Raw genomic sequence first — 19041 nt, forward strand, 5'->3', positions numbered from 1 at the left:
GTTCAACATCCCATACCCCATGCCGTCATGAAGAAGTTCCGATTCCTGAACCTCCGCGTCACCACTTATTCCGTTTCCCTGATGCTTGTTGCCTCCGCCTGGCTCCCCCTCGCCAGACCGCGAAATTATATGCCCTTCGGCTTTGCCGGCCTCGCCTTTCCCGTTCTCTGGATCATCGTTATCATACTGATGGCCGTGCTCTGGAAAACGAAACGGCCATACTGGCGCATCCCGCTGCTGGCGCTGGTTTTGTCTGTCCGCGGTATTATCCCCTATTTCGCATTCGGCGGCATCCGGGGCGATGTGGGCGCCTCCGCGAAATCATTCACCGTCATGACCTTCAACTCCTCCAGCATGGGGTTGAAAAAATATAAAACCGACACGCCCATCGTCCATAAAATCGACGAAGTGCTCCGCGAAGCGTCGCCAGACATCCTTTGTATGGAGGAGTTCTACACCAACACCCGGCCCGACCGCGACCGGCACCTCCAGCGCATCCGCGAAGCCGGCAATTATCCTTACCATTACTTCGCACCGCATTTCGTGAACTGGAAAACCTGGCACTACGGCACCATCGTCTTTTCCCGCTTCCCCATCATCGACTCCGCACGCATCCCGTTCAAAGGCGGTTACGGCCGCGACGAAGACCTCCTGCGGCTGCGGCTCCTCGTGCATGGCGACACGGTGGGCCTGCTGGTGGCGCACTTCGCGTCGTACCAGCTCAACAGCGACCAGTACAATTTCCGCCGGGCCATCCTGCCCTTCAGCGGGCGACGGCTCACCAAAAGGCTCATCGCCCAACAGGCCAATATCCTGAAAGATGAAATGGAAAAAATACCCGAACCGATCATCGTGACGGGCGACTTCAACGACGTTCCCCTGTCTTATACCTACCACACCGTTCGCGGCAACCGGCTACAGGACGCCTGGCTGGAACGGGGATTCGGCCTGGGGAGGACTTTCTCCTCCATCTCGCCCACCTTGCGGATCGATTACATGCTGCCCGACGAGCGTTTCCAGGTGGAAGACGTGAAAGTGTACAGGAGCCGCCTGCTGCAACATTTTCCCCTTTCAGCGCGTTTATCCTTGCGCCGGTGATCACACAATAAAGAGATTTTGCATACGAAACCGGCTGTTCCACAACTTGGCATTACATTTATTAACGTATTGTCAATTAATGATTTAAATTTATAGCAGCCAAACATTTGACCTGTTGAAATTTTTACGACTTTTTACAAAAGGTTTTTTCCTTACGGTGAACATCCTTGTTGTTGTTTTTTTCCTACTTGCCTGCCTGGTCCCCCTCATTTCCCCGGTACGGTTTTGGCCGATCAGTTTCCTGACCCTCGGGTTTCCTTTCCTGTTGGCCATCCTGGGGCTTTTCCTCATTTTCTGGCTCATCTTTCATCCCAAATATGCGCTCATCCCGCTGGTAGCGATATTGCTCGGCTGGAAGTCGGTCTCCTCCTTCGTGGCGATCCGCTGGCCGCAGAACTGGGATACGGCCGACCGGCCCGACGGTAGTTTCAACGTCATGAGTTTCAACGTGGCGCTTTTCGGGCTGTACAGTACGAAGAACAGCAAGCCCGTGCGCGATTCCATTTTCAGGCTGATAGCACGGTATGAGCCGGATGTGTTGTGCCTGCAGGATTTTTACACTTCCGAAAAGAAAAACGATTTCAATAACCGGGAAGATATTTCGCGGGAACTGAATATGCCCCACCGTTTCTTTTCGAGCGATTTCAACCGCAACGGCTCCCAGCACTGGGGGAGCATCATCTTTTCGAAATTCCCCATCATCCTGTCCGACAAAGTAAAATTATCGAGCGGGCCACTGGGCGAAAGCCTCATTTTCGCGGACATCTTAAAGGACGGAGACACGGTCCGCATCATCAACATGCACCTCGAATCTTTCCGGTTCAACAAGGAAGACTACCAGTCTATCAATAAAGTGAAAGCCCAGAAAGACACGGGGCTCGTGGCCACGCGCGGCATCCTGTACAAAATGCGCGACGCGTACGTCCGCCGGAGCCGCCAGGCCGTGATCGTAGCCGATTTCATCCGTACGAGCCCGCATCCTGTGGTGGTTTGCGGCGATTTCAACGATACCCCGGCCAGTTATACCTATTATACCATCCGCGGCAACCTGCAAGACGCGTTCCTGCAGAAAGGCAGCGGTGTGGGCAGAACTTTCTCCGGCATCTCGCCCACCCTGCGCATCGATTACATCTTCGCGGATCCCGCGTTTACCGTCCACGGCTTCCGCACCATCCCCACCGATCTCAGCGACCATTACCCCGTGATCACGAATTTGCGGTTCGGGGAGGACGAATAAGCTTCATAAGTTTGTCTTCGGCTTTTGGCTAAAAAATTCGAAATTAGGGTGATAAAATGCGAAATTCGCCCCTCGAACCTTTTGATATGTCAGAACAGCTTAAACTACACAATACCCTAAGCCGACAAAAAGAAGTATTCACACCGTTGTATCCCGGTCACGTGGGCATGTACGTGTGCGGCCCCACCGTTTCGGGGGAATCCCACCTCGGCCATGCGCGCCCGTTCATCACGTTCGACGTGCTGTACCGGTACCTGCTGCACCTGGGCTACAGAGTGAGATACGTCCGCAATATCACCGACGCCGGGCACTTTGAGGAAGAAGGAAGAGATGCGGAAGACAAAATCGCCAAAGGCGCGCTGCTGGAAAAACTGGAGCCCATGGAACTGGTGCAGAAATACACCAACCTCTTCCACTGGGCCATGGAACAGTTCAACAACCTCCAACCCAGCATCGAGCCCACCGCCACCGGCCACATCGTGGAACAGATCGAGATGATCAAAAAGATCATCGACGACGGGTTCGCCTACGAAGCCAACGGCTCCGTGTACTTCGACGTCAAGAAATATTCCGAACAGCATCATTACGGCATCCTCAGCGGCCGCGTCATCGAAGACCAGCTGGAAACCACCCGCGAACTGGATAACCAGGACGAAAAGCGGAACAAGGTCGATTTCGCCCTGTGGAAAAAAGCACCGCCCGAGCATCTCATGCGCTGGCCCAGCCCCTGGGGCGACGGCTTCCCCGGATGGCACATCGAGTGCTCCGCCATGAGCGGCAAATACCTCGGCAAGCAATTCGATATTCACGGCGGCGGTATGGACCTCCAGTTCCCGCACCACGAATGCGAAATCGCCCAAAGCACCGTTGCGCATGGAGACATGATGGCCCGCTATTGGGTCCATAACAACATGATCACCATCAACGGGAAAAAGATGGGCAAAAGCTACGGCAACGTCATCCGCCTCACGGACCTCTTCGCCGGCACGCACCCGCTGCTGGAAAAGGCCTACAGCCCCATGACCATCCGTTTCTTCATCCTCCAGACCCATTACCGCTCCACGCTCGACTTCTCCAACGAAGCCCTGCAGGCCGCGGAAAAAGGGCTGGCCCGCCTCTGGTCTGCCTTCGAAACGCTCCAGAAACTGGAATACGCCGGCAACGGAAGCCCCATCAACGATGAACTGGACAAGCAGGTGCGTGACTTCTGCGACGATTGCGCCACCGCCATGAGCGACGACATCAGCACCGCCCGCGTGCTCGCCAATCTTTTCGAACTGGCGCCCATCGTGAATTCGCTCCGCGGCGGTCAGATCAAAATGCACGAGCTCAGCGAATCCACTTTCGCCCTGCTCAAAACCACCTGGCAAACGTTCCTGGTAGACATCCTGGGCATGCGTTCCGAAGAAACCGCCGACACCGGCAAGCTCGACGGCGTGCTGCAACTGCTGATCGACATCCGGAAAGAAGCCAAGGGCCGCAAGGATTACGCAACGTCAGATAAAATCCGGAACCAGCTGCAGGCCATCGGCATCCAGTTGAAAGACGAGAAAGACGGGACCGTTTCCTACGCCATCGATTAACCGTTCACAACATGACACCGCACGAAGTTTACATTCAACATCTTCGTAAGGATAAAAAACTGCAAAAGATCGTCTCCGCCCCGCTGGAAATACTGCCGGTGCGGAAAAACATCGCACTGAAGCTCGTGGGCTCCATCATGAGCCAACAGTTGTCTGTCCGCGTGGCGGAGGTGATCTACGGCAGATTCCTGGCGCTTTACGGCGGCAAGGAACCCAAGCCCCGGCAAATCCTCGACACCCCGCCCGAAACCCTCCGCGCCATCGGGCTTTCCAACGCCAAAGTCTCCTACGTCCACAACGTGGCCCGCTTCGTTATCGAAGAAAAACTGACCGACGCGCGCCTTCACAAAATGAGCGACGAAGAAGTGATCGCCTACCTCACCCGCATCAAGGGCGTGGGCCGGTGGACCGTAGAAATGCTGCTCATGTTCTACCTGGGCCGTGAAGACATATTCTCTCCCGACGATCTCGGTATTCAGCAAGCCATGACCCGGCTGTACAAGCTCGACCACTCCGACAAAAAGCAGCACCGCGCACGGTTGCTGGAACTGTCTGCCAAATGGGCGCCCTACCGTTCACACGCGTGCCGGTACCTCTGGGCCTGGAAGGATGGTGAATAATAAACTGACAATCAAGGAAAAACGTACGATGTTATGTACGTCGTGTCTGTCTGGCCTTCCAGCTGGATGAGGCCTACCCCTTTCGCGTAGAAATTCGTGAATATTTCCTGTGCGGGATAAACCGGGGGAATGGATGCTTCCGTCCTGACGCCTATCACATCTTCGAAAGTTTGCCCCTGTTTGGTGGTTTTAGGCGATCCTTTCTGGATGATGGTGTGCGTAACGGTGACGTCGACTTTCCCGAGAATGGGAATATCGACCGCGATAGTTTCATTCCACGACCCGCCGGGCGGCAGGTTATCGCGGAGGTAAACAGTGTGGAATTTATCTGCCGGCGCACCGGGGATGTCTGAAAAATCGGCCATGGTTTCATATTCTCCCCCGCCGCAGCGGAAAAGGGATTTTTCGCCCATGTCCACATCTTCGAGCACACGCCAGGGCTGGCCGTTGATCATGGAGTCGCCTTTTACGAGGAGCGAATAGCGCAGCGTATCGGCAGACCCGTCTACCGTATTATATGAAAACGTAGCGCCTGTGAAGTAGGGCGCATAATCGCAGGTTGTACCCTTATTAGGCGTTTCCTTGCTTTTTTCCTTGGTGCAGGCCGAAAATGTCAATACGGCCACAGTCAGTAAGAGTCTCGCTTTCATGAATATGCAGTATCAAGACTAAGTTACCGGATATTTTCTAAACTTTATTATGTCCATCTTACACTTATTTAGAAAATATTTAAAGAAAATCTTGATAACTTAACTCCTGAAATCTGAATCGAACCCGTTAATCTATTTATTGAACGAAACCCGATACGTTATGCGAAACTTTCCACGTTACGGCTGTGCCAGGCTTTTGGCCACGCCATTATCTTTCCCGGAGGCCTGTCCGCCTCCACGTTTTTCCCGACAGACAGCCAGACCCGTTTAAGTGTAGCCCGATTTGTTGCCCGGTTGTATGATATGGATGCAATAGTAATAACAGTGAATTCTTGCATCTGTAATTAGAAGGATCTAAATCGATACAGTGGCCATTTTTTGAATAAACCTAAACAGAAAAAATTATGCTAAACATTCCTCGTTGCGGCAAAGCCATGCCCATGGCTATGCTTCAAGCATTCCACGAATTTTCAACGATGAGTTGATACGACACAGTGAATATATCATTGACGAATTGCATCGGTAATTATTGAATCGATACCCGTTACTATTTTTTTGAACGAAACCTAACACGTTACAGTTATGCGAAGAATTCCACGTTATGGCGGAGCCATGCTCATGGCTGTGCTCGCCGTCTTTTCAGGGGACATGCCCGTCTCCCACGCCCAATCTGTCCAGCAAACTACCCAGCAAACGGTCAGGGGAAAAATCAGGGATGGCAAGAACGTCTCCCTCCCCGGCGTAACGGTAGTATTGAAAGGCACTACCAAAGGGACAGTTACAGATGAAAAAGGGAACTTCACGCTGTCTGGCGTGGAGCCCAATTCCGTGCTCGTGATCCAGTTTATCGGGTACGAAACCCAGGAGTACCCGCTCAATGGCGCTTCCTCCGTCACCATCACCCTGAAGGAAACGGAAAGTCAGCTCGACGAGTACGTGGTAACGGGGTATGGCGTTACCAAGAAAGTGACCAAAACCGGTTCGGTGAGCACGGTGAAGGGGGAAGAAATCAAGCAGGCGCCGACCGTGAACGTTTCCAACGCGTTGGTGGGCCGCGTTTCCGGGCTGATGGCCCTCAACAACAGCGGTGAGCCCGGCTACGATGGTTCCCGCATCCTCATCCGCGGCCGAAGCACTTTCAACAACTCCGATCCGCTCGTGGTGATCGACGGAATTCCCCGCGACGGGTTCCAGCGGCTGAACCCGAACGACATCGAGAACATTTCGGTGCTGAAAGACGCATCCGCCGCCATCTTCGGTTCCCGCGCGGCCAACGGCGTTATCCTCATCACAACCAAGCGCGGTAAAACGGGCAAGCCTACACTGAGCTACAGCTTCAACCAGGCTTTCACCCAACCTACGCGTATTCCCGAAATGGCCGATGCCCCTACGTATGCCAGGATCGTGAATGAAATCAACGTCAATGCAGGCGGAACGGCACCCTTCACCGACCAGGACATCCAGAAGTTCGCTTCCGGCTCCGACCCCTGGACGCATCCCAACACCGACTGGGTAGGCGAAGTGGTGAAGCCCCTCAGCAGCCAGAACCGTCATGATCTCTCGCTGCGCGGCGGGTCAGACAAGTTCATCTATTTCGTTTCCCTCGGCACCCTTTTCCAGGACGGGATCTTCAAGGAAAGCGCCACCAAATACCGGCAGCATAACGTCCGCATCAACCTCGACGCGAACGTCAACAAATACTTCACCGTTCGCCTCGACGTGGCCGGCCGGCTCGAAGACAGGAACTTCCCGCCGAGGAGCGCCGGTTCCATCTTCCGCGCCCTCCTTCGCGGACGGCCCACAGAAGCCGCCGTCTGGCCCAACGGACTGCCCGGCCCCGATATCGAATACGGCGACAACCCCGTGGTAACCAGTACCAACGCCATCGGGTACCAGAAAGACAAAACCTACATCCTCAACAGCAACCTCGGCGCCGTACTGTACATCCCGCAGGTGGAAGGCCTCTTCCTCGACGCCAACTTTGCGCTGGACCAGTCTTTCAACTTCAACAAGCGCTTCATCAAGCCCTGGACGCTGTATTCCTTCAACGGTTTCGATCAGAACGGCCAACCGAAAGTTTCCGGTTCCAACCGCGGTGTATCCGCCCCCGAACTGGAAGAATGGTTCAACCAGGGCCAGAACATCACCCTGAATGGGAAGATCAACTATATCCGCGCATTCGGCAAACACAACGTGGGCGGCATTGTTGCGATAGAACGCAGCGAGCAGCGCGGCGATGCGGCATGGTTGAAGCGGAAGTATTATCTCTCCGGTTCCGTTGACCAGATCAATGCCGGCTCCAACGACGAGAAAGACAATAGCGGCAGCGGCTTCGAATACGCCCGCCTGAACTATTTCGGCCGTTTCTCCTACAACTACTCCGAAAAATACCTGTTCGATTTCAACTGGCGGTACGACGGGTCGCAGAACTTCCCCGAAGGCCGCAGGTTCGGTTTCTTCCCCGGCGTTTCCGCCGGTTGGGTACTGAGCAGCGAACCGTTCTGGAAATCGACGTTCGGTTCCACGATGGATTATTTCAAAATCCGCGCGTCTTACGGACAAATGGGGAACGACCTCATCAAGGCATTCCAGTACGTGCAGACTTACAACATCATCGCCAACGGGCCCGTTTTCGGCGGCACGCCCAACAGCGCCATCAACCCGTCTACCATTCCCAACCCGTTCATCACCTGGGAGCGGTCCAACAACACCGACATCGCGCTGGAAACGAAGCTGTTCAACGGTTTGATCGGGCTGGAAGCGGAGTTCTTCTTCACGCACCGAAAAGACATCCTGGCGCCGCGCCAGGCTTCCATCCCGCTGTATACCGGCATGACGCTGCCGGATGAAAACATCGGGGAAGTGAAGAACAAAGGCGTGGACCTGCACATCACCCACAAGCGCACCGTGAACAAGTTCACCTACGAAATCGTGGCGAACATTTCCCACGCCAAAAACAAGATCGTGAACTGGGACGAAGCGCCGAACACGCCCGAATGGCAGAAAGTGACCGGCAAACAGATCGGCGCACCGCTCTATTACCGCGCTATCGGCATCTTCCGCGACGCCGACCACGTAAACAGTTATCCACATGTAGGCGGCGCACGGCCTGGCGATATCATCTTCGAAGACTTACCCACCAAAGACGGTAAGGGAGACGGGGTGATCAACGACCTCGACCGCATGCGCATCGACCGTTCAGAATACCCGACCTGGAACTACGGGCTCACGCTGGCGGCCAATTATCGCAATTTCGATGTGACGATGCTGTGGCAGGGCGCCACCGGATCGAGCCAGTACATCCGGACGGAATCCGGCCTCATCGGGAACTTCCCCATGAAGATCGCTAACGACCGCTGGACGACCGACAACCTCGACGCTTCCATGCCGCGGCCGTACGACCGTGACCGTGAGTACTGGGTGAGCCGTCCCAACTCTTTCTGGTTCTGGAATACCGATTATCTGCGACTGAAGACGGTGGAACTGGGGTACACCATCCCCGAACGCCTCCGGAAACGCGCCGGCATCGAAGACCTGCGGATTTACGTGAGCGGACAGAACCTCATTACGTTCGACAAGGTGAAGATCTTTGACCCGGAATCGCCCTCCGGCAGCGGACAATTCTATCCGCAAACGCGCATCTTCAACGTTGGCCTGAACCTCACCTTCTAAAACAAGCGTCATGAAAAGAACAATTCAACACCTTACATATATGCTTATTGCGGCGATGACGTTGTTTTCTGCTGCCTGCAACAAAGACATACTGAATAAAAAGCCGCTGAACGATTACAGCGACGAAGACGTATGGAAAGATCCTCCGCTGGTGGTGGCTTACGTCAACAATTTGTACCTGCAAATGCGGCATGGCTTTACCGAAGTGATGCTCAGCTCGGTATCGGACGAAAGCCGGTTTATCCATAACTACGGGACCCAAACGGCGGTAACCGATGCGCTTTCGCCCGACGATCTTGGTGCGTTCAACGACCGGTACGGCGAGTGGGAGAAATATTACCGCGCCATCCGTAACTGTAATATTTTCTTCGAAATGATCGGGAAAGTGCCGTTTACGGACGAAGCCCAGCGGCAGCGGCTCATCGGGGAAGTGCATTATCTCCGCGCGTTCTTTTATCACACCCTCGTGAGATATTGGGGCGGCGTTCCGCTCGTGAAGAAACCGTACTCGCTCGAAAACCGGGATGAAATGCTCATCGCCCGCGGATCGTTTGAAGAATGCGTGAATTTCATCGTGGAAGATTGCGACAAGGCGGCAGGCATCCTCCCGCCCAAGCACGAACAGCCCGGCCGCGCCACCAAATACGCCGCCATGGCCCTGAAAGCACGCATTCTCACGTTCGCCGCCAGCGATCTTTTCAACCAGCCGAACATCCCGGCCGACCAGGCGTACCGCGGCTATGTGAACGCGACCCCGGCCACGCAGGACCAACGCTACCAGAAAGCCCTCGACGCTTCCAGGGCGATCATCGACCTGAACGTTTTCTCCATCTACAAACCCACGTCCAACGCTACCGACAACTATACCCGCGTGTTTCTGGACAAGGATAATCCGGAGATCATTTTCGCGCGGTATTTCAACCGCCAGTTCCAGGGCACTTCGCACGACTTGTACAACGGGCCGAACGGGTACCACAACTGGGGCGGCAACGTTCCCCTGGAAAACTTCGTATCCGGATACCAGATGGCGGACGGATCCGCTTTCAGCTGGGCCAATCCCGCGCATGCGGCAAACCCTTACGCAAACCGCGATCCCCGCTTCTACGCAACAATTTTGTATAACGGCGCGAAATGGAAGAAACGTCCGGCGGATGCCATCGCCCTCGATCCTGTAGGTGAAATCCAGACCGGTAAATTCGAAAAGAAAAATGCACAGGGCGCGATCGTTGTGCAAAACGGTCTCGACACGCGCGCCAGTGCGATCGAGAACTGGAACGGCACCTATACCGGATATTACATCCGCAAGTTCATGGACATTACGCTCGACGCGCAATTCTTCCGAGGCGACCAGGCCTGGCCCTGGTTCCGCTATTCCGAGATTTTGCTGAACGCGGCCGAAGCGATGATCGAGCTGAACAGGTTTGACGAAGCGCGCCCGCTGATCAATCAAATCCGTACCCGTGGCGGCATGCCGGCTTTGGCCAATACGGTTACAGGCGATGCGCTCCGGGAAGCGATGCGCTACGAGCGCCGCTACGAGCTTGCGTTCGAAGACCACCGCTACTACGACGCCCGCCGCTGGATGATCGCCAAAACCGCATTCACCGGCCCCGCGAACGGGATCGAGATCTTCGGGAAACTGAACCCCGACGGCACCACTTACACCTGGTCGTACAAGGTAGTGAACAGCGGGCAAGACCGCGTTTTCTCCGACAAGCACTACCTCGTGCCGATCATGGCGGCGGAGATCCGGAGGAACGATAAAATCAAGCAAAACCCCGGCTATAATTAACAAGCCGTTATCAATTACAAGACAATAGCGAACGAACGCCGCCAGGCCCCTCCGGCCGGCGGCGTTCGTGTATTTGGTACGCTATCCTTACGAAAAAAAATCTTTCCGTTTTGATTTTTGTATAGCGTTAAATCGTACTTTCGTTTTCCCGATTAACAGACGATTAACAACTTTAGCCCGTCAGCAGCTTACAGACAGTTCCGATACCCCGTTCCAAAACGATCTACCGTTCGAGCAATTTACCAAGGCAATTACCTATCGATAACAAAAAATCAACGATCTGCTCACATTTACTTAATGCCCGCTTAATGATGGCTTAACGACAAGGCTGGACCTTTGTGGTGTCAAAAAGAAAGACACTTACGAAACCAGAGAAAGTTAACTATTAAAATATCCAAGAAATGAAAAAGACATTTGTTGCAGCTCCAAAACGATTTATCACGACGGTTTTACTGATCATCGGCATCTCGATGCAAGCCCTCGCGCAGGAAAGCGCTTTCGCCTACGCCACCGAGCCGGCCAACCGCGAAACCCGCGCAGAGAAAGGCCCTGAAGACGCCAACTATATGGTAAAAAGAGGATGCAGGATCGACATCGCACAGGAAGGCGCCCGCGGCCTGAAATTCATCGTGCAGATCGACAATCCCATGCAAGACAAACTTACCCTTTACATCAAAGACGGGTACAACAATACGCTTCACAAAGAAGCGCTCGACCTGAATTCATCCCGGTTTGTTGGCCGCTACAACCTCGAGAAGCTGGAAGACGGCGACTATACCTTCGAAATCAGAAATGGAAAAAATAAACTGGAAAAATCCGTTGTTATCAAAACGCAGTACATGGTAAACCGCGCCGTGTCTGTCGAATAATAACCCCTGGCTCTTCCAGCCCCATGTTCCCCACAGGCAGCCCGTGACCCCGCTCACCGGCTGCCTGTTTCGTTAACACCAAAAACAACGGGGCCGGCGTAATACCGGCCCCGTCCCTTTATCGAAAATCTTCTTCCTACAGCATTGCCTGGTATAACGTCTCCATCATATTCTCCCGCACCTTCAGGCTCGATAACTTGTAATTCGTTCCCCCGTTCGGGCAAACCCGGTTGCTTAAAAATATAAACCCCAGGTTCTTCGCCGGGTCTATCCACACGCAGGTTCCCGTAAACCCGGTATGGCCGTAGGTTTGCGGGGAGCAAGACTTGCAGGGATAAGGGTCTCTCCGCGTGGCATTGTCTTTCTCGGGCTTGTCCCACCCCAGCCCGCGGCGGCTGATCCCGGAATGATACCCCGTGAACATCTGGATCGTGGCAGGACGGATGAACTGGGTCCCGTTATACGCGCCGCCATTCAGCAGCATCTGGACCAGCACGCCCAGGTCGCTGGCGCTGGAGAACAGCCCTGCATGGCCGGCCACGCCGCCGAACATCGCGGCACCGGGGTCGTGCACATCCCCACGGATCCATTGCACCCTGAAATTGGACTCGAATTCCGTGGGAACCAGACGGCTCAGCGCCAGCCGGCTCCTCGGCTCGAAGCCTGTGGTCTGCAGGCCGAGGGGCTCGTAGAAAGTTTCGCGCACGTAATGGTCGAGATGCTGGCCGGTAAGCGCTTCCACGATCTTCCCGAGGAAAATGAAATCATTATCGCTGTAAATATACCTGCGGCCCGCGGGCAGCAATCTGCTGTCGAGTATCCGGCGGAACATGGTGTCTTCGTACCGGCGTTCCATATACAGGTTTTCCGCGACCCGTACGGTGTGCAGGGAATCCTGCTGGGGGGCGAACAGCAAGGTGTCGGGCCAGCCGTTGGGCATGAGCGTTTCCTTGTAAAAGGGAATGTAGGCTACGAGGCCCGCCTGGTGAAGGAGCACGTCGCGGATCGTGAGTTTTGCCTTGTCCGTCCCGCGCACCCAGGGCAGGTAATCGCCCAGCGTAGCATCAAGACGCAACTTGCCTTCGTCGTACAACCGCATCACAGACAGCGTGGTAGCGCAGATTTTAGTGACAGAAGCCAGATCGTACACGGAACTGTCGGTCACTTTTTCACGTTGGCTGTAATCGTAAAAACCGAAATTTTTATGGTAGACGAGTTTGCCGTCTTTCACCGCCAGCACCTGGCATCCGGGTGCCGCACCCTGGGCGATCATGTCGTATGCCAGCGAGTCGATCCTTTGCAGGACGGCGCTTTTCATACCCACGCTTTCCGGGTCGATGGTTGCCGCCGTCACGGCCGGAGTTTCGGGGACAAGACTGGTGAGCCCGGTACCGAAGGGGAAATTCTCGCATACGGTAACGGGCAGCTTCCCTTTCGGCTGCGTTTTACCGAAAATCACGTCTGCCGCCGCGCGGTGGGTGATGCTATCGTCTTCGTATGCCGCGATGACCGTGGGCGCGTCGCAGAAATAACGGATGGCGTAGGGGTTGCCGAACGCGACCGTCACGGCGGGCATTTCTTCCTGTATCTGGTTGATGACGGCCCTTTCGGCCCGGGTGATGCCGTAATTGTTCGCAGGCCTGCGGCTGTAATGCTGCAGTGCGATGATCACGGCGTCGTAATCCCTTTTCAGCACTTTGACCATTCCGGCCACCTGGGCTTCGGTTTGCCTGGGGCTGAACACGTATCCCGCCACATCGGGGCGGTGGGCGCGCACGGCGGAAAGGAAGGTATTGTTGCCGCCGTCTACCCCCACGGCTACCACGGCTATTTTCTGCTGGCCGGGAACGGTGGATACGGGCAGGAGGTGATTATCGTTGCGAAGTACGGTGATGGCCTCTTCCGAGATCCGGCGGCGGAGAGGGAGCACCGGCGCGTTGAGGTCTGCTGCGATGTTGCGGGCATCGATGGGCTGGAGGGAGGCCAGTCCTGCATCGTATTTGGAGCGCAGCACTTTCTTGACGCGGCGGTAAACTTCTTCCCGGCTGATCTGTCCCTTCCGGATGGCCGTTGCGATGGCCTGCACGCTCCCGCGCGCCGTGGACGGCAGTTCCATAAGGTCGTTCCCCGCCAGGAGGCTCTGCAGCGATTCCTGCCCGTTGCTGTAATATTTGCGGATGCCCTGCATTTCCAGTGCATCGGTCACCACGATCCCGTCGAAGCCCATGTCTTTTTTCAACATGTCCGTAACGGTTTTGTAGGAGATGGATGTGGGGGTGTTGGGCTTGTTGTCGATCGCGGGAACGTTCAGATGGGCGATCATCACCGATGCCACGCCGGCCTCGATGGCGCGGCGGAAGGGATACAGTTCGAGGGAGTCGAGGCTGGCCAGCGATTTCCGGATCACCGGCAGGTCGTGGTGCGAATCCACGTCGGTATCGCCATGCCCGGGGAAGTGCTTGGCGCAGGCCATCACGCCCACGTCCTGCATCCCTTTGATGATGGCCACGCCGAGGCGCGCCACCTGGTATTTGTCTTCCCCGAAAGATCGGTCGTTGATCACGGGGTTTTCGGGATTGTTGTTGACATCGAGAACGGGCGCGAAGTTATACTGGATGCCCATCCGCCGGCATTGTTCGCCGATCGCCTTGCCCACTTCGTAAATGAGCGCACTGTCTTGCACCGCCCCCAGCATCAGGTTCCGCGGGAAAGCGATGACGCTGTCCACGAACCGCATTCCGAGCCCCCATTCACCGTCTACCGCTACGAGCAGCGGCGTTTTGCTGGCCGCCTGCAGGCGGTTGACGAGGTGGGCCTGCCGCCCCGGTCCGCCCTGGAACGTCACGATCCCGCCTACTTTCACGTTGCGGATATCGTTGAGAACGGCGGCAACATGGTCTGCCCCAAGGTTGGAATGCACGCGGATCATGATCAGCTGCGCGATCCGTTCTTCATGACTGAGTGAATTGAATACACTGTCGACCCAGCGTTCGGCCGGCCCGGGGCCCGGGCGCGCCTGCATGGTGTTGTCCGTTTGGATGGATGGTTTCTCGAGGAAGCTTTCCGGCCGGGCGGAAGCGGCCATGAGCAATCCGCTCAGCCCTGCTACCGTTAATAATCTCATCATGTCATAAACATAACAAAAATCCTGTGCATCCACCAGCGGGAATTGACTGACGGCGAACGCATTGCATTATTCGAATATATCTTTGGGACGGATGGTCGAATTGGGATGGATTGATTTAATCGTCGTCTACGTTTTTCCTTCTTTTCTTGAATTATCTTTATTAATTTGGCTGATACATTCGCCAGAATTCAGTAATTACAATATAAATTACCAACTCATTCAATTTCTTATTATATTTGCACCTTACGGCCCGTTGATGGATGAACCTTTTTAGGGCGCAGACTGTAAGAAGAAGCATCGCGAACGAACCTGTAAACAAGCGCAAGCCTATTGCTTGCGGTCAATTTTTATCAGCAACACATGGTCAATTTAATTCTATTTGGCCCTCCCGGCAGCGGGAAAGGAACGCAGAGTGCCAACATTATCGAAAAGTACGGATTGATTCACCTGTCTACCGGCGACCTGTTGCGCTCCGAGATCGCGGCAAAAACGCCGCTCGGCCTGGAAGCGCAGAAGGTGATGGACCAGGGCTTACTGGTGCCCGACGAGGTGGTGATCGGCATGATCTCCTCCAAGCTGGACGCCAATCCTGAAGCCCGCGGCTTCATTTTCGACGGCTTTCCGCGTACCACCGCCCAGGCGGAAGCGTTAGACAAGCTGCTGACCCTCAAGAAAACGGCCATTTCCGCCGTCCTGAGCCTCGAAGTACCTGAAGATGAGCTGGTTCGCCGCCTCCTGGAGCGCGGTCATACCTCCGGCCGTTCTGATGATGCCAGCGAAGAGGTGGTGAAAAAACGCATCGTGGAGTATCATAACAAAACCGCTCCCGTTGCCGATCACTACGCCAAATTCGGCAAACTGAAGAAAATCAAGGGCGAAGGCACCATCGAAAACATTTTCGAATCGCTCAGCAAAGAAATCGACGATCTGATGGGCGTGCGCGTGTAGCCAGCCCGTTTTGCATCATATTTACAACGCAAAGATCAGGTAAAGCCAAACTTTACGATCTTTGCGTTTTGCTTTTGTTCCCGGCCAACACCGAAGCAGGCAAATATTGAATCATGGAGAATTTTGTAGACTATATCAGGGTATTCTGTAAATCCGGCCACGGCGGCGCCGGCAGCAGGCACTTTATGCGCACCAAATTCAAGGCGCTTGCCGGTCCAGATGGGGGCGACGGCGGCCGTGGCGGGCATCTCATCCTCCGCGGAAACTCCCAACTGTGGACGCTGCTGCACCTTCGCTGGTACAAAAACGTGCTCGCCGAAAACGGCGGGAACGGTAGCGGCGACAATTGCACCGGCCACAACGGGAAAGATATCGTGATCGAAGTGCCCCTCGGCACGATCGTGCGCGACGAAGAAACCGGCGAAGTGGAGGCAGAAGTGATGAAAGACGGCGAAGAGATCATCTTCATGCCGGGCGGCCAGGGCGGCCGCGGCAACGCCTATTTCAAAAGCGCCACCAACCAGGCTCCCGAATACGCCCAGCCGGGCCAACCCGGCCTTGAAGGATGGAAGGTACTGGAACTCAAAGTGTTGGCAGACGTCGGGCTGGTGGGTTTCCCCAACGCCGGCAAATCCACCCTCCTGTCCAGCATCACCGCCGCCAGGCCTAAAATCGCGAACTACGCCTTCACCACCCTCACGCCCCAACTCGGCATGGTGCATTACCGCGACGATCGCTCGTTTTGCATGGCCGATCTCCCGGGTATCATCGAAGGCGCACACGAAGGCAAAGGCCTCGGCCACCGGTTCCTCCGCCACATCGAGCGGAATGCCGTGCTGCTGTTCGTCATCCCCGCCGATAGCCCCGATCACAAAAAGGAATTCGACATCCTCGTCAACGAGCTCGAACAATACAATCCCGAACTTCTCGATAAACAATTCCTCATCGCCATCTCCAAAAGCGATATGCTCGACGAAGAGCTTCAGGAAGCCATCTCCGCGGAACTGCCCGCCGATGTGCCGCATGTTTTCATTTCCTCGGTCACGCAAGCGGGTTTGCAGCAGCTGAAAGACATCCTGTGGGACGCGCTTTCCGTGGAAGCAGATAACGTTCGCGAAGCGATGCGGGAAGACGATGAAGAAGATGAGGAGGAAAACGAGGAGGTATAAATAAAGTTTTTTTTGGGTGCGATAGTAATTTATTTCGTTCCGGACATTATTTTTGCACCACCTGCCACCCTAGCTCAGCTGGTTAGAGCGGTTGTTTCGTAAATAACAGGTCGTCGGTTCGATTCCGATGGGTGGCTCAGATAGCCTTCGAATGCAGCAATGCAACATCGAAGGCTATTTTGTTTTCATAATTTTTAATCAGCCGGGCGATCGCTTCCCAGGCTTTATCCACATCCGGTCGTTGGTAATATTCCCTAAAAACCTCTTCGGCAGAGGCATCCGCACGATGCAGGAAATGCCATGTCAGCATTTGCCGGAGAAACTGTCGCTGCAGCCCGCCTGGCCCGAAATCCACCACATCCGCATTGGCGGCCAACCATTCCAGGTTCTGCCGGATCTTCCTTTCATGGCGTTGGGTCGCGTTTTCAAAACGGTAGCCTTCCGTTAATTCGCGGAGGAAAATTCCGGTAATCCCGGGATTGGGGAGGTCGTCCGCTTCACAATCACCGCAATTCTCCGGCTCCACGTCCCTTCCGAAGAAAAGCTGGACGAGCGTTCCGTTTTTATAGGTACCGCCGTGGTAGCGAAACACCTGCCTGAAAGTGCCTTCCCCATCTTCCAGGAAAACGAAATCGCAATAGGTATGCCTGTCTGGCGTAAAATAAATGGTGACAAACAGCGCCGGCGTACCCTGTGCGCCGAACGACTGCCAGGATTCGTTGACGGTGTGGTGCGAGATGGATTCGTGCCATTCCCCGTATGTGGTAGTATCGCCGTTGGCAAACAGGACGTGCTGTTCCGGGGAGACGCCTTTCGGCAGATTCGCAACGTTTTGCGGGTTATATTCGATTTCCGGCAGAATCGCATCTTTGGGTTTCGGGCCGAAATTGTACAACCCTACGAAAAGCAAAATCAAGGCACCCAACACGATGCCCATGAATTTCAGGGGCATGGTGCGCGGTGGTTGCGCGGCGTGAGGGGGCGGTGGAGCAGGGTTCCGGTATCCGCCAGCCGGTTGATTCCGTGGCGGTGTATGCTGTTTTGTTTGTGTGGCCGTGGGAACGGGGGGCACGCGGCTCCAGGCGAGCTGGCGGTCGTAGCGCAGGCGGTCGTTTGGATCGGAAAGGATGCGATATGCTTCGAGGATTTCACGGAAAAGGGCCTCCGCGGCGGGATTGCCGGGATTGCGGTCCGGATGGTATTGCATGGACAACTTCCGGAAAGCACCTTTGATGAACGCAGGCGCCGCATTTTCCGGGACGCCCAAAACCTGGTATAGTGTCGGCATGATGGTAGTCTACAAGCCCTCGTCTTTTATAAAATTAATATTTTCAGACAGCATGATTTCGTACCGTTGGATGTAGCCGGTGATAAACGACCGCATCTTTTTACTATCCGGATAACGATATAGGGTGTTGAATAATTGTAAGGACGATGGGAAGCCGGAGATGTATAGATACGGCAGATCGGCAACGATTCAACCGAGGCAGCAGGGGAAGTTATCCACATCAATTCCGAAATTCAACTGCACCTGAAAGATTTTCAAAGCGATATCGCCGTTACGATGCAGTACTTTCTCCGTTCCTTCCTGCGAATCTTTCCGGAAAAGCCAGTCCTCCGTTCCATTCAGGTCTTCACCGCTACCGGAGACATGCAGAAAAGAGGCGATTTCATCGGCCAAAATCATCCATCCTCTTTTTAGATGCGCTTTACCTCCGACTTTTTCCTTTCGCTATCGGGATAGTTGAGCGTGTTTCTATTCCGGAATACTGCTTTTTTATCAGCGAGGAAATCCTGTTCGGCAAGTTGCCGGGGTGGCGTATGTGGTCATTTTCAAATCGGCATCGTTGTCGCGGCTACAAAATTTCGCGGGCAAGTTGGCGATCAGGAACAGTACATCATCCGGTGATGCCGTCGTATTTGACAGGGGGTAAATAAAAGCGCGTGTTTTTCGGCGGATAGAAGTTGTGTTTGGAGTAAGGGTACATTTGTACGGTAAGTGCAATTACAATGTGTATTGCATATTTATGGCGCGCTATTTTGAGGGGCTGCGGGCTTTTGAGGGCGAATTATCCACAGGGGAAGTGCAAAGTAGAGGTACATTCCGGGATGGGTATAAATAAAAAAAGGTCCAGGATTGCTCCTGAACCTTTTTCCAATAAATATGGCAGCTACCTACTCTCCCGCATGATAGTGCAGTACCATCGGCCATGAGGGGCTTAACTTCTCTGTTCGGAATGGGAAGAGGTGAACACCCTCGGCAAAACCACCATAAG

General features: G+C 54.6%; 13 protein-coding genes, 1 tRNA gene and 1 rRNA gene. 10 read left to right on the plus strand and 5 right to left on the minus strand.

From position 1 onward, the window contains the following. Positions 1-27: 27 nt before the first annotated feature. The 4 genes from EJ361_RS07115 to EJ361_RS07130 all read left to right on the plus strand — a co-directional run bounded on the left by EJ361_RS07115 (position 28) and on the right by EJ361_RS07130 (position 4538). Complete coding sequence (locus EJ361_RS07115; RefSeq protein ID WP_126244725.1) at positions 28-1098, plus strand: endonuclease/exonuclease/phosphatase family protein; 1071 nt, start codon at positions 28-30, stop codon at positions 1096-1098. A 157-nt stretch (positions 1099-1255) separates the two neighbouring features. Beyond that, entirely contained in the window at positions 1256-2335 is a 1080-nt protein-coding gene (locus tag EJ361_RS07120; protein ID WP_126244727.1) for an endonuclease/exonuclease/phosphatase family protein, read from the plus strand. Between the two features lie 86 nt (positions 2336-2421). Beyond that, positions 2422-3918 carry a cysteine--tRNA ligase gene (cysS, locus tag EJ361_RS07125; protein ID WP_126244729.1) on the plus strand — a complete coding sequence of 499 codons (1497 nt, stop codon included), beginning with the start codon at positions 2422-2424 and terminating at the stop codon, positions 3916-3918. An 11-nt stretch (positions 3919-3929) separates the two neighbouring features. Continuing rightward, entirely contained in the window at positions 3930-4538 is a 609-nt protein-coding gene (locus EJ361_RS07130; RefSeq protein ID WP_126244731.1) for a DNA-3-methyladenine glycosylase family protein, read from the plus strand. 11 nt (positions 4539-4549) lie between these two features. On the opposite strand, the gene EJ361_RS07135 is transcribed toward EJ361_RS07130, so the two are convergent. Next, positions 4550-5188, minus strand: coding sequence for a hypothetical protein (locus tag EJ361_RS07135; protein WP_126244733.1), 639 nt, complete (start codon positions 5186-5188; stop codon positions 4550-4552). Between the two features lie 582 nt (positions 5189-5770). Here EJ361_RS07135 and EJ361_RS07140 point away from each other — a divergent pair. The 3 genes from EJ361_RS07140 to EJ361_RS07150 all read left to right on the plus strand — a co-directional run bounded on the left by EJ361_RS07140 (position 5771) and on the right by EJ361_RS07150 (position 11521). Continuing rightward, the gene (locus EJ361_RS07140; protein WP_126244735.1) at positions 5771-8860 is read left to right on the plus strand and encodes a SusC/RagA family TonB-linked outer membrane protein; all 3090 of its coding nucleotides are present in this window, start codon (positions 5771-5773) and stop codon (positions 8858-8860) included. Between the two features lie 10 nt (positions 8861-8870). Further along, positions 8871-10652: a RagB/SusD family nutrient uptake outer membrane protein gene (locus EJ361_RS07145; protein WP_126244737.1), complete on the plus strand. Its 1782-nt coding sequence runs from the start codon at positions 8871-8873 to the stop codon at positions 10650-10652. Positions 10653-11053: 401 nt separating this feature from the next. Further along, entirely contained in the window at positions 11054-11521 is a 468-nt protein-coding gene (locus tag EJ361_RS07150) for a hypothetical protein (protein ID WP_126244738.1), read from the plus strand. A gap of 136 nt (positions 11522-11657) precedes the next feature. Here EJ361_RS07150 and EJ361_RS07155 read toward each other — a convergent pair whose 3' ends face one another. Next, positions 11658-14648, minus strand: a complete 2991-nt coding sequence (locus EJ361_RS07155) for a glycoside hydrolase family 3 N-terminal domain-containing protein (protein ID WP_126244740.1) — start codon at positions 14646-14648, stop codon at positions 11658-11660. A gap of 360 nt (positions 14649-15008) precedes the next feature. Here EJ361_RS07155 and EJ361_RS07160 point away from each other — a divergent pair, with 360 nt between their 5' ends. The 3 genes from EJ361_RS07160 to EJ361_RS07170 all read left to right on the plus strand — a co-directional run bounded on the left by EJ361_RS07160 (position 15009) and on the right by EJ361_RS07170 (position 16902). Continuing rightward, positions 15009-15596, plus strand: coding sequence for an adenylate kinase (locus EJ361_RS07160; RefSeq protein ID WP_126244742.1), 588 nt, complete (start codon positions 15009-15011; stop codon positions 15594-15596). Between the two features lie 113 nt (positions 15597-15709). After that, positions 15710-16765: a GTPase ObgE gene (gene obgE / locus EJ361_RS07165; protein ID WP_205686948.1), complete on the plus strand. Its 1056-nt coding sequence runs from the start codon at positions 15710-15712 to the stop codon at positions 16763-16765. A 63-nt stretch (positions 16766-16828) separates the two neighbouring features. After that, a tRNA-Thr gene (locus EJ361_RS07170) sits at positions 16829-16902 on the plus strand. Here the strand turns inward: EJ361_RS07170 and EJ361_RS07175 are convergent. The 3 genes from EJ361_RS07175 to rrf form a co-directional block, all read right to left on the minus strand. Continuing rightward, the gene (locus EJ361_RS07175; RefSeq protein WP_126244746.1) at positions 16902-18053 is read right to left on the minus strand and encodes a J domain-containing protein; all 1152 of its coding nucleotides are present in this window, start codon (positions 18051-18053) and stop codon (positions 16902-16904) included. The two genes, EJ361_RS07170 and EJ361_RS07175, sit on opposite strands and share 1 nt — an antisense overlap. 189 nt (positions 18054-18242) lie before the next feature. Further along, positions 18243-18452 carry a hypothetical protein gene (locus EJ361_RS07180; protein ID WP_126244748.1) on the minus strand — a complete coding sequence of 70 codons (210 nt, stop codon included), beginning with the start codon at positions 18450-18452 and terminating at the stop codon, positions 18243-18245. Positions 18453-18927: 475 nt separating this feature from the next. After that, positions 18928-19039 (minus strand): 5S ribosomal RNA (gene rrf / locus EJ361_RS07185). Between the last annotated feature and the right edge of the window lie 2 nt (positions 19040-19041).

This window comes from Chitinophaga rhizosphaerae (genome assembly GCF_003958645.1).
Classification (GTDB): Bacteria; Bacteroidota; Bacteroidia; order Chitinophagales; family Chitinophagaceae; genus Chitinophaga; species Chitinophaga rhizosphaerae.